9 protein-coding genes are annotated in these 12,747 nt (G+C 48.6%); 7 read left to right on the top strand and 2 right to left on the bottom strand.

Annotated features, from left to right (window positions below; all coding sequences use genetic code 11):
• Positions 1-714 precede the first annotated feature (714 nt).
• The 6 genes from chvE to ACDE64_RS05255 all read left to right on the top strand — a co-directional run bounded on the left by chvE (position 715) and on the right by ACDE64_RS05255 (position 9,411).
• Positions 715-1,815: a multiple monosaccharide ABC transporter substrate-binding protein gene (gene chvE, locus ACDE64_RS05230; RefSeq protein ID WP_411349224.1), complete on the top strand. Its 1,101-nt coding sequence runs from the start codon at positions 715-717 to the stop codon at positions 1,813-1,815.
• 443 nt (positions 1,816-2,258) lie between these two features.
• On the top strand, positions 2,259-3,800 hold the full coding sequence (gene mmsA, locus ACDE64_RS05235) for a multiple monosaccharide ABC transporter ATP-binding protein (RefSeq protein ID WP_411349225.1): 1,542 nt from the start codon (positions 2,259-2,261) through the stop codon (positions 3,798-3,800).
• A gap of 347 nt (positions 3,801-4,147) precedes the next feature.
• Complete coding sequence (gene mmsB / locus ACDE64_RS05240; protein ID WP_411345443.1) at positions 4,148-5,356, top strand: multiple monosaccharide ABC transporter permease; 1,209 nt, start codon at positions 4,148-4,150, stop codon at positions 5,354-5,356.
• Positions 5,357-5,598: 242 nt separating this feature from the next.
• Complete coding sequence (locus tag ACDE64_RS05245; RefSeq protein WP_411350235.1) at positions 5,599-6,558, top strand: ABC transporter permease; 960 nt, start codon at positions 5,599-5,601, stop codon at positions 6,556-6,558.
• 30 nt (positions 6,559-6,588) lie between these two features.
• On the top strand, positions 6,589-7,476 hold the full coding sequence (locus tag ACDE64_RS05250) for a carbohydrate ABC transporter permease (protein WP_411349226.1): 888 nt from the start codon (positions 6,589-6,591) through the stop codon (positions 7,474-7,476).
• A gap of 255 nt (positions 7,477-7,731) precedes the next feature.
• Positions 7,732-9,411, top strand: coding sequence for an ABC transporter substrate-binding protein (locus ACDE64_RS05255; protein WP_411350236.1), 1,680 nt, complete (start codon positions 7,732-7,734; stop codon positions 9,409-9,411).
• 460 nt (positions 9,412-9,871) lie between these two features.
• Here ACDE64_RS05255 and ACDE64_RS05260 read toward each other — a convergent pair whose 3' ends face one another.
• Together ACDE64_RS05260 and ACDE64_RS05265 are read right to left on the bottom strand one after the other, a co-directional pair.
• Positions 9,872-10,912: a ketopantoate reductase family protein gene (locus ACDE64_RS05260; RefSeq protein WP_411349227.1), complete on the bottom strand. Its 1,041-nt coding sequence runs from the start codon at positions 10,910-10,912 to the stop codon at positions 9,872-9,874.
• Positions 10,913-10,944: 32 nt separating this feature from the next.
• A complete protein-coding gene (locus tag ACDE64_RS05265) occupies positions 10,945-11,691 on the bottom strand; it encodes an acetoacetate decarboxylase (RefSeq protein ID WP_411349228.1) in 747 nt (248 codons plus the stop codon).
• Between the two features lie 125 nt (positions 11,692-11,816).
• Here ACDE64_RS05265 and ACDE64_RS05270 point away from each other — a divergent pair, with 125 nt between their 5' ends.
• Entirely contained in the window at positions 11,817-12,704 is an 888-nt protein-coding gene (locus ACDE64_RS05270; RefSeq protein WP_411349229.1) for a LysR family transcriptional regulator, read from the top strand.
• Positions 12,705-12,747 lie beyond the last annotated feature (43 nt).

Genomic DNA, 12,747 nt, shown 5'->3' on the forward strand with positions numbered 1-12,747 from the left:
ATACTTCTTCCCTTTGCATCCGTGGATACAAGCCACTGTTGTATCGCATACCCATCCTTGATTCCTTGCTCATACATAGTCGATTCAGCAAGTGAACGTAGATCCGTCATCCTATCGCTATATTGAATCAAAGCTGCCGTTAACTCGTCTAGAGATCGAGGATGAAGGGACGGCTCTAAGATAGATTGAAAGCAAACTTCGCACTCCTCATTTATGTGCTGGTATTCTTCATTCTGCAACAGTATCTTCTCATGGATATGCGCCATCTGCAATGACAGCATCTGATAGTAATTTGTTTTTAAGATCATATAGCATCGCCTTTCTTAAGGTAGGTTGATTTCATACACATCATGACTTTTCTCAGACATCAGCAGTGTTGTTTTGATTATAAAAGGCGCATATCTCTCAACATAGAATGTAAACGTTATGTTCGACAGATCGAAGGATATCTTCGACTTTACGAATGCGATGTACGACAAGACGAACATATCGTTTCGTTTTTACAAAAGTAAGTCCGATTTTTATAAAAAAGGTCGGATAAACGAAAAGACAGCACTCCATCCCCAATGCTATCCTATTTCAAGAAAGCGTTACCAAAATATCTCAACGAGCATTACCGGGTGTCTATCAACTACGATCCGCCCGACAATGCACAACCAACCATTCCAATGTCAAACGTGCTATTTCAGCACTATAACGAAAGGAGCATTCGTGATGAAAAGGGGACTAATCCTGCTGCTGATCGCTGCCATGATGATTACACTCAGCGCCTGCAATCTGGCGGAAAGCAGCGTGGGCAGCAGTGAGAAAGGCTATATCGGTATCGCCATGCCGACCAAATCGTCGGCACGCTGGGTCGCGGACGGGTCGAATATGGTCAAGCTGTTCCAGTCCAAAGGCTACAAAACCGATCTTCAGTACGCCGAAGATGTCGTCGAAAACCAGATTTCCCAGATTGAGAACATGATCACCAAGCAGGTTGACGTTATCGTCGTCGCCGCCATCGACGGCAACACATTAACCGACGTCATCGGCAAAGCGCATGCGCAGGGCATTCAGGTCATCTCCTATGACCGCCTGATCATGAACACGCCGTACTTGAGCTACTACGCCACCTTTGACAACTTCAAAGTCGGCGTATTGCAAGCATCTTACATCGAGAAAAAGCTCGGACTCGACAAAGGCAAAGGTCCGTTCAACATCGAACTGTTCGGCGGATCGCCAGATGATAACAACGCCTACTTCTTCTTTAACGGCGCGATGTCTGTCCTGCAACCGTACATCGATTCCGGCAAGCTCGTCGTCCAGAGTAAACAGACTACGATGGCACAGATCGCCACCTTACGCTGGGACGGCTCACTCGCCCAAGCAAGGATGGATAATCTGCTCAGCGCCTACTACGGCAGTCAGAAACTCGACGCCGTATTGTCCCCATATGACGGCATCAGCATCGGGATCATCTCATCCCTCAAAGGCGTAGGCTACGGCTCCGCCGACAAACCGCTGCCAATCATCACCGGACAAGACGCCGAACTCGCATCGATCAAATCCATCGTAGCGGGCGAACAAACCCAGACCATTTTCAAAGACACACGCAAACTCGCCGAAAAAACCGTCGGCATGGTCGATAGCATCCTACAAGGCAAACAAGCCGAAGTCAACGATACCAAAACCTACAACAACAACATCATGGTCGTCCCAGCCTACCTGCTCGACCCCGTATCCGTCGACAAAGAAAACGTCAAACAAGAAATCATCGGCAGCAACTACTACACCGAACAAGAAGTCTACGGCGACAACGCACCTACCAATTAAACAACAATCAAACATCAACACAACCGTATAAGAAACCAAATTCCTAACCAACATCTCATCCAAAACCGCAACATCCCAAGTGCTCAATAACGAAACAATCCAATCATCACCATGCATCAAGCCCAACTCACAACTCAATACCTAAGACTATAAAGCTCATTAAATCTTGCGTCTCAAATCTCTCAAATCTCTTAAATCTCTTAAATCTCTTAAATCTCTAAACCCTGCCCCCGCGCAGAGAACGGCATGGATGCCTTTGCACAGAGCGGAGGGAAGGGAATTGGGGATAAGGACGCCTTTGGAGCTGCGGGAATCTTCATTCTTTCCCAATCCAAAAGATTCCCGCGGCTCCACCGAAGTCCGTTCCCCAATCCCTTCCCGCAGCGGTCTGACGCAACAGCACCACGCCACCACCTCAAGCCAACTGAAAGGAGTGCCACTCTATGGACAACATCATCCTAGAAATGAAAGGCATCACCAAAACATTTCCCGGTGTCAAAGCGCTGGAAAACGTCAATCTCCAAGTACGCAAAGGTGAGATTCATGCCCTCTGCGGTGAGAACGGTGCCGGTAAATCGACCCTGATGAAGGTACTCAGCGGCGTATACGGCTACGGCAGCTATGACGGCGATATTATGTTTGAAGGCAAAACCTGTCAATTCAAAACCATCAAGGACAGCGAAGAACTCGGCATCGTCATTATTCACCAAGAGCTGGCGTTGATCCCGTACCTGTCGATCGCCGAGAACATTTTTCTCGGCAACGAACGTAAAAAGGGCGCCGTCATCGACTGGAACGAAACGATGCAGCGCACGCAAGAATTGCTCAACAAAGTTGGTTTGAGCGAACCGCCAAGCACACTTGTCACCAACATCGGTGTCGGCAAGCAGCAACTGGTCGAGATCGCCAAAGCCTTTTCCAAACGAGTGAAGCTGCTCATCTTGGACGAGCCGACTGCCGCATTGAACGAGGACGATAGCGAGAATCTGCTGGAGCTGTTGCTCGGCTTCAAAAGTCAGGGTATTTCCTGCATCATCATTTCGCATAAACTGAACGAAATTTCCAAAGTCGCCGATTCTGTCACCATCCTGCGTGACGGCAAAACAATCGAGACATTAGATATGAAAAAAGACAGCGTTACCGAAGACCGCATCATCAGCGGGATGGTTGGACGCGATCTGACCAACCGCTATCCAGAGCGCCAGCCGAAGATCGGCGACGTGACACTGGAAGTGCGCGACTGGAACGTATTCCATGAGCAGCACGCCGACCGGCAAGTCATCCATAATGCAAATCTGAACCTGCGACGCGGCGAGATCGTCGGCATCGCCGGACTGATGGGCTCCGGCCGCACGGAACTGGCGATGAGCATTTTCGGCAAATCGTACGGCAAAAACATATCCGGTACTTTAATCAAAAATGGTCAGGAAATTCGTAACAACGACGTGACACAGGCGATCAAAAATGGCTTTGCCTACGTGACCGAAGACCGCAAAAACTACGGTCTGATCCTGCTCGACGACATCAAACGTAATATCTCCCTAACCGGCTTGGAGAAACTGTCCAAATCCAGCGTCGTCAACGAACACAAAGAAGTCCTCGTCGCCGAAGACATGCGCGATCAAATGAAGATCAAAACGCCGAACATCCTACAAAAAACAAGCAACCTGAGCGGCGGGAACCAACAAAAAGTCGTGCTCGGCAAATGGATCTTCTCCGGTCCCGACATCCTAATCCTCGACGAACCAACCCGAGGCATCGACGTCGGCGCCAAATACGAAATCTACACCATCATCAACCGTCTGGCAGACGAAGGCAAAAGCGTCCTCGTCATCTCATCCGAACTGCCAGAAATCCTAGGCATCTGCGACCGCATCTACGTCATGAACGCCGGCCGCATCACCGGCGAAGTCACCAAATCCGAAGCCACCCAAGAAAAACTAATGATGTACATGACCAAAGAAAAAGCCAAAACCGAAGCCTAACACCAAAGTTCAACATCTGACTGACTTTATTCAAATCAATCCTTGAACAAAATACGCTCTTAGGTTCAATAAACCGCAAATATGTAATCCCAACACCAAAGCCCTTAATCAATTAAACTGCTAACCCCCCGTTTGGAGGGCACTGAAGTATTGCAACGCACGGAGCGGAGGGAAGGGAATTGGGGATAAGGACGACTTTGGAGCTGCGGGAATCTACACTCTATCCTAATCCGTAGATTCCCGCGGCTCCACCGGAGTCCGTTCCCCAATCCCTTCCCGGAGCGCTCCCCCGCGCATTGCACAACTCATGCCAACCACCAACAAACATGTCGAAAGGAGCATCACCCATGTCCACATTAAGCAAGCCAGTCAAGCAAAAAGACAAGGAAGGCGGATTGTCCCGTCTCTTCAAAGGAAATATTCGCCAATACGGCATGATCATCGCTCTCATTTTCATTATGCTGCTGTTCCAAGTACTCACCGGAGGATTACTGCTCAAACCGATCAACATCACCAACCTGATCCTGCAAAATAGCTACATCCTCGTGCTCGCCATCGGGATGGTACTCGTCATTATCACCGGTCATATCGATCTGTCGGTCGGCTCCATTGCCGCCTTTGTCGGCGCGATCTCCGCAATCTTTATGGTCAACTGGCAAATGAATCCCGTGCTGGCGGTCATTCTGTCGATCGTTATCGGTGGTCTGATCGGCGCATGGCAAGGCTTCTGGGTCGCGTATGTGCGGATTCCCGCCTTTATCGTCACCCTAGCCGGGATGCTACTATTCCGTGGTCTGACCATGATTGTGCTGGAAGGGCAGTCCATCTCGCCATTCCCGAACGGCTTCCAAAAGATCAGTTCTGGCTTCGTACCGGACTTCACCAATGCCGCGACCAATATCGTCGCAATCATCGCAGGTATTGCACTGTCCGTACTGTACATCGTCACCGAGCTGAAAAATCGCTCCGCGCAACGCAAATACAACTTTGATACCGGTTCGCAAGGATTGTTTATTACCAAACTGGTACTCGTGCTCGCTATTATCAACCTGTTCACTTTCGTACTGGCAAGCTATGCCGGTATCCCGACAATTCTAGTACTGCTGTTCTTGCTGATCATCATCTACTCATTCGTGATGAACCGTACCGTCATGGGTCGCCATGTATACGCAATCGGCGGTAATGAGAAAGCAGCCGCACTATCCGGCGTAAAAACGAAAAAAGTAACGTTCTGGGTATTCGTGAATATGGGCGTATTGTCCGCCATTTCCGGTCTGATCTTCGCCGCTCGTCTGAATGCAGCTACACCGAGAGCAGGGACCAACTTTGAGTTGGATGCCATTGCAGCCTGCTTTATCGGCGGCGCATCTGCTTCCGGCGGGATCGGAACGGTATTTGGAGCCATCATCGGTGGTCTTGTTATGGGTGTACTGAATAATGGTATGTCCCTCGTCGGTCTCGGCATCGACTGGCAGCAAGGTATCAAAGGTCTTGTACTGCTGCTGGCAGTAGCATTCGATATTTACAACAAAAACAAAGGAACAAGCACCAACTGATTACTAGCATATAAGTAATCGCCAATCGTACAACCGTATAACGGTATAAAGAAGGAGTCCTGCATACAATGAGGACTCCTTTTGCTGTCGTTTGAAAAGGCACCCAATACCACCCACCCGAAAAATGAGACACCTCACACGAAATCTGGTACATTCCCGCATCCGACTCCCACAGCTATAATAAAACACATAAATGTAATCGCTTACATAAATAGAAGGGAGAGGAATACATGGAAAGCGATATGAAAAGCAAGTCGGATTCGCGGCAGTCGGCGCGTTCTGCATCTGGTAGTGTGCGGCGCTGGTTTCGGCGATTGTATACACAGCGACATTTGCAGACGATGGCGCTGCTTGGTGTAGTCTGGATGCTGATATTCAACTATATTCCGATGTACGGCATCATCATCGCCTTCAAAGAATTCAATATCGTCGACAGCATCGCAGCTGCGCCTTGGGTCGGGCTGGAGCATTTTCGCGCCTTCATGGAAGACGAGAATCTGCGAGATGTGATTCGCAATACGCTCGGAATTAGCCTGATCAAGCTGTTTATCGGGTTTCCGCTACCGATTTTGTTTGCGCTATTTCTGAACGAATTACGCTCCGTTCGTTTCAAAAAGTCGGTGCAAACGATCTCGTATCTGCCACATTTTCTGTCGTGGGTCATTCTGTGCGGCATTCTGACAACGTGGCTGGCAGATGTCGGTGTGATCAACCAAGTGCTGCTGGCACTGCATCTCATTGATCAACCGATCTCGTATTTGGCGGAGCCGACCTATTTCTGGGCAATCGTTATCATCTCGGACATCTGGAAAGAGCTTGGCTGGTCAGCGATTATTTATTTGGCGGCGATGGCGAGTGTATCACCGGAAATGTACGAAGCCGCAACGATTGACGGTGCCGGACGGTTTCAGAAAATGTGGTATATCACCTTGCCGGGCATTCAGAGCACGATTGCGATTCTGTTCATTTTGGCGGTTAGTGGTGTGCTCAACTCTAACTTTGATCAGATTCTCGTACTACGCAATTCGCTCAATGAGAGCGCCAGTAACGTGATCGACATTTATGTGTACCAGACAGGATTATTGTCCGGGCGATTCTCGTATTCAACGGCGATTGGACTGATTAAGTCGGTCATTGCACTCATTCTGTTGCTCATTGCCAATCAGGTGACCAAGCGATTAAACAATACTTCATTATTCTAAATATTCAATTGGAAAGGAGTGAGCCTGCCCATGATAACGTCGTCTCGGCGAACGCGTGGAGAAGTGATATTTGATGTGTGCAATACGGTCTTTATGCTGCTAATTTGTTTTGTGACGCTATATCCAATCTGGTATGTGCTGGTCAATGCGTTTAATGAAGGCACGGATGCGATGCGCGGTGGCATCTACTGGTGGCCGCGGATGTTCAGTCTGGAGAGCTTTGGCGCGGTATTCCAGAGTGAAGGCATTATGCAGGCGATGTGGATTACGGTTGCCAAGACGGTGATCGGTACGATTATTCATGTGCTGTTTACGGCGCTGGTGGCGTATGCGCTATCTCGGCGCGATCTCATTGGCGGCAAGCTGTATATTTGGATCGGTACGATTACACTCTTTTTTAGCGGGGGATTGATTCCGACCTTTTTGCTGATGAAGGATTTGCAGTTGCTGGACAATTTTATGGTGTATATCATTCCGGCGATGTTCAGCTTTTTCGATCTGATTATCTTTATGACCTTTTTCCGCGAGATTCCAGATGGGCTGGAGGAGGCGGCACGAATCGATGGGGCGAATGATTGGTCGATCTTTTTCCGGGTTGTATTACCAGTGTCGATGCCGGTGGTAGCGACGATTGGATTGTTTCATGGAGTGTACCAGTGGAATGATTATTTTACCGGGATGATCTATATGAATGATACGTCGCTACAGCCGATTCAGACGTATCTGTACCGCGTTGTGGCGGAATCCAGCTCCAACCAGATGCTGGCAGCGGTGCCGGGTGGTATTAACCGTTCGGTTACATCGCAGTCGATCAAGCTGGCGACGATGGTCGTGACAACGATGCCGATTGTGTTCGTATATCCGTTTTTGCAAAAGTACTTTGTCAAAGGCATGATGATCGGCTCGATCAAAGGGTGATGCAATGCGAATCTTGTGGATATAACAGCAATGCGAGACGGAATATGATGATCTCACAATCTATACGAATAACCGGCAAAACGACATACGAGAGGGGTTATGATGATGGAAAATGGAAAACGGGAATGTATCCATATGGAATCAAAGGTAGCTCGCAGTGAACAGAAACCGATAGATGCTACACAAAAATTATCACATGATGCGCAAAAGGTCGTCCATTCTGAACCGAGCGTATCCAGCGCCAGACATCATACGATGCAGCGTCAAGCAGGCAGCAAGCGTCCAACCGTTGCATGGCGCAAACCCGCGATTGCTGCCCTAATGGCGGGATTGCTCACGTTCACCACTGCCTGCTCCTACTTTGGCGGCGGCAGTAACAGTGCCAGCGAGAATACAACGCCAGTCAAGCAAGCGTCAGCCGATGAACCGGGCTGGAAAGTCGATACAGCGCCGATTACATTTGACTGGTATATGAATTTCTCGTGGTATACCGGCACCGATTGGGGCAAGGATATTACGAGTCAATATGTGACGAAGAAGACCGGGGTAAGCATTAATTTTATCGTTCCCGCGGGCAATGAGAATGAGAAGCTGAATACGATGATTGCATCTGGCAAGCTGCCTGACTTTATTACGATTGGCTGGGGCGAGGATGCGGTGAAGAAGATGATCGAGGGGAAATTAGTGCTGCCGCTGAACGAGCTGGCGGATCAGTATGATCCCTATTTCCTCAAAGTAACCGATCCGGCGAAATTATCTTGGTATACGCAGCCAGACGGCAATGTGTATGGCTATCCGAATGCGTCGTCATCTCCAGCAGACTTTGCCAAATACGGTGCTGACTATGTATCCAATCAGGTGTTTGTCGTGCGCAAAGATATGTATGAAGCGCTAGGTAAGCCGGATATGCGCACACCGGAAGGCTTTTTGAAAGCACTGGAGATGGCAAAGGAAAAGTATCCGCAGGTGAACGGACAGCCGCTCATTCCGCTCGGTCTGCATGAATTTACCGAGAACGGCAATTACTCGCTGGAAGGCTATCTGCAAAATTTCCTCAACATCCCGATGGAGCAAAATGGCAAGCTGTACGATCGTCTGACCGATCCTGAATACTTGCGCTGGCTGAAGACGCTGCGGCAGGCGAATCAGGAAGGGCTGCTGGCAAAAGATATCTTTATCGACAAGCGCGCCCAAATGGAGGAGAAGATTTCGCAAGGACGCTACTTTGCGATGCTGTACCAGCGCAGCGATTTTAGCGCCCAGCAAAATGCACTGTATGCCCATGATCCGAACTCCGTCTATATTGCGGTCGACGGTCCGGCGGATGCCAAGCTGGATGCGCCGGTGCTGAATGGACCGAGTATCTCCGGCTGGACACTCACGCTGATTTCCAAAAATGTCAAAGACAAAGCGCGTGCAATCCGTTTTCTGGAATATATCATTAGCGAAGAAGGACAGCGCGATCTGTATATGGGCGAACCGGGCGTGACCTACGATATGGTCAATGACAAGCCGGTATTCAAACCGGAAGTGCTGAAGCTGCTCAATAGCGACCGCTCCGCCTTTGACGCCAAATACGGAGCTTCGCATAAATACTGGATGGAGATGGATACGAATATTACCGACCAGTGGAAGCCAGAGAGCGTCGAGCCGTTCAAGCAAATGGAAGACTGGACGAAGGGCAAGACGGTCAGTCGTTCTGAATTTGACCAGCTCAATCCGACAGGCAACTCACCAGAAGGCATTATCAATACGAAGATCAGCCAGTTATGGGGCAAAACGTTGCCACAATTACTACTAGCATCCTCGGACAGTCAGTTTGACCAGTTGTTCCAAGATTATTTGAGCAAACGCGACCAATACGGACTCGCCAAAGTACAGGCGTATCAGCAAGCAGAATACGAGAAAAACAAAGAGAAGCTGAATATCCAATAATGAGTCGGAACGAGAACATGGTGATGTGTCAGGGCTGTTGCTGGTTGGCATATTGAGATTAGGGAGTCATCCAATCTACTGAAGAAGTTCCAACAAACGCATCAATGCAAAAGAAAACCGCGCGACATCATGTTTCTGTAACATGATGCTTGCGCGGTTTTTATTATAGAAAGCAGAGCGAGGAACAGCTGCTCCAGCATATTCACTGTCATCGTATAGGTACCTCGCCGACATTGCCTGAATATTCAACGGTTAGGGTCATTAAGCCTATACATTGCGATTGCAGTGCACCGATGAAATCTTCATCACACTATCGTACTTGGTAGTCCATATTATCTCTGCCTAATACCACATTCAAGCTCATACCATATTCAAGAAATATGATGATTCATACTTGGACAATATTCACTTTGGCTGTATACAGCGTACTTTGGTATAGCACTCTCTGTACGTTGCATCATTACCGCGTGCTGTACACGTTGACCAGCTGCTCGAATGGTTTGATGTTAGTATCAAAATCCGGTACACTGCCTGTCGCTTCGGCGGCTTGCACTAACTGTACGACGAGATCGTTAAATGGGGTTGCGATACCTTTGCCCTTTGCCAGTTCTGGTACAACGCCGTTGATGTATCCGATCTCTGTTTTGCGCTGCTTTTCCAGATCTTGCAGCATGCTTGCTTTTAGCAGACGGGATGGTGCCATCACTTGGCGCAACGTCATGATGCGTGCAGGCAGATCGCTGTCCTGCTGCAACTCCAGCGAAGCGATATCGAACCCGCCCATGGTGGCAAACTGGATACCGTTCGCATGTCCAACCTTGATCGTCTCATCAGCGATATGAGCAGCACTGGCGATGCCGATTTCGTTATCCAGAATATTACCGTATTCGCCGTTTAGCGCTGCTGATAATCCGCTGAATGCGTTATTGATCAGCAGTTTCGACCATTTGGTTCCGACCAGATTGTCGGAAATATGCGTACCGCCGACCAGCTCCAGCACCGATTGAATCTCACGAATCCGTGAGGTCATTTCCCCATTTAATTCGCCAATTTGAAAAGCGTACGCTTTGAACTGTGTATATTCGGTAGTGAGTCGAGAGATACCCGGCTTCATAAACGTAGCGCCAAATTCAACGGAACCGGCAATGACGCGCTGCGCACCGACCAGTTCAGCTACATGCTGCTCCGGTATGCCATTTTGCAGTGAACAGACGATGCTGGTATCATTCAGAAATGGCAGCAGATCGCGCAGCACAGCATCGTTATATAGTTGCTTGGTCAGCAGCAGCACTAGATCGTAGATGCCGGACTTTTGCTGTGGGGTGATCGCTTTGACGCTAGATACAAATTCCGTTGTACCAGTCACGGTTGCTCCTTGTTCATTGAGGGCATGTACATGATCTTCATACGTATCGATTAACTCGACATTCATGCCGCCAGCGCTAAGATATGCGCCAACAATCGTTCCGAGTGAGCCTGCGCCCAGAATAGCAATTCTCATCGTTAATTCCTCCTTGATTCTTGTTCCTTCGCTCAAGCTTGCTCCAAATAGTTGTATACTGGTTGCGCCGCATTCAGCGTTAGATCTGTCAAAATATGCGAAGCCGAGACGATCTCACGTACCGGCAGATCAGCGAGTGGTGCAAGTGCATGTTCAAACAGTTGCAGTCGCGCGGGACCTGACCATGCCCATTTCACATCAATATTAGTAATCTGTGTGCGTACCAGATCGCAGATACGCAATTGACCGGTATAATCGGTTGCCAGTTTGACCATAAAGGTTGGACGGCAGATGTCTTGTTTGGCTTGTTCGACGTCCATCGGTACATGCTTGTAGCCCATCGTTGCGGTAGCTACGCGCAGACTGCCGTAATCTAACGTGCCAACGAGTGTATCAGAATCGACATACAGCTTCGGTGCGCCGAGCTTTTTCGGATAGGCGGTCAGCTCGCGTCCACTGGCAATCGCGGGAAAGTTGTCTACGTACATAGAGTGCACATAATCGCCTGCTTCGCCGTTGAATTGCACAGGAATGACCTGCCCGGCTTCGGTATAAGCGCCCAACCCCGACACGTCCGGCATCCACATTACTTCAAATTTGACGAGTGGATCGGTAATTTCCAGTGGCTCCGGCACGACAGCGCGCAATGCGTCTGCATCGGTGCGATATACGATATTGAGATATTCGCGGTTCACGAATTTGTAAGGCGGAAATGGATAAGCAGGTGCAGTCAGCGGGGTGTTGAAGTTTTTGGCAATCTGATTCACATCGATATTCATAGGACATCTCTTCCTTTCGACGAAGTATAATATAGTTCTATTTTACGTCTTTATTTACATATGTTCTAATACGTAATAAAGTATAAATACATTGATCACAGTAAATGAATGGAGTGGAATTACAGATGGAATTGCTGCAACTGCAATACTTTCAAACGGTTGCTTATACGGAGCATATGTCGCGAGCGGCACAGCAGCTGCATATCGCTCAGCCGTCGCTCAGTCTGACGATCAAGCGGCTAGAGGATGAGCTAGGTACGAATCTATTTATACGCAAAGGACGCAATATCCAATTGAGCGAATCCGGTACAATTTTGCTCAAGCATGTCAATCGGATGTTCATGGAGCTGGACAACGCTCGGCTGGAAATTCAGTCCCAGCATGAACGTGTATCTCATACGATTAATATCTCGATCTCCAACCCGCGTTTCTTGTCTCGCATCATCACTGGGTATATGCACAACGATCCGAATGCCAAAGTGCATCAGGGCATTCGCATGAAGGATGAGATCATCACCTGTCTCAAAAAGGGTGATATTGATCTGGGCATCGCTGGTCATGTCACCGCAGATGAGGAGATTGAGAGCTATCTGCTAGTCGATGAGGATATTGTGCTGGTACTACCGCTCAATCATCGGTATGCGCAGCGAGCAGAGCTTCCGCTAGTAGAAGTAGCACAGGAGCCGTTTATTTCGCTGGCGGATAATCGGGAATACAGTGAATTTATTAGGGAGCTGTGCGCCCAGTCTGGCTTTGTGCCGAATAGCATGTTTGAGGTGGATTCGTATTTGCTGACCGAGATTATTCAGATGAATCAGGGGATATCGCTGTTGCCAGTATCCGTCTGCAAGCAATTGAAGCTGCATTACATCCGTATTGCTGGGGAATCGCCTACGTATTCGGTCCATCTATTCTGGATGAAAGAGAAAGTATTGCCGCCCGTAGTTACTGATTTTCGCGATTACATTATGGAGTACTATCACAACAATCAACAACTATTTACTCTTTCTTAAAAAATAATCACAATATTGGGTTACAATGGGAGTAATAATGTAA

Origin of the sequence: Paenibacillus sp. WLX2291 (assembly GCF_046603665.1) — a bacterium.
Taxonomy (GTDB): Bacteria; Bacillota; Bacilli; order Paenibacillales; family Paenibacillaceae; genus Saccharibacillus.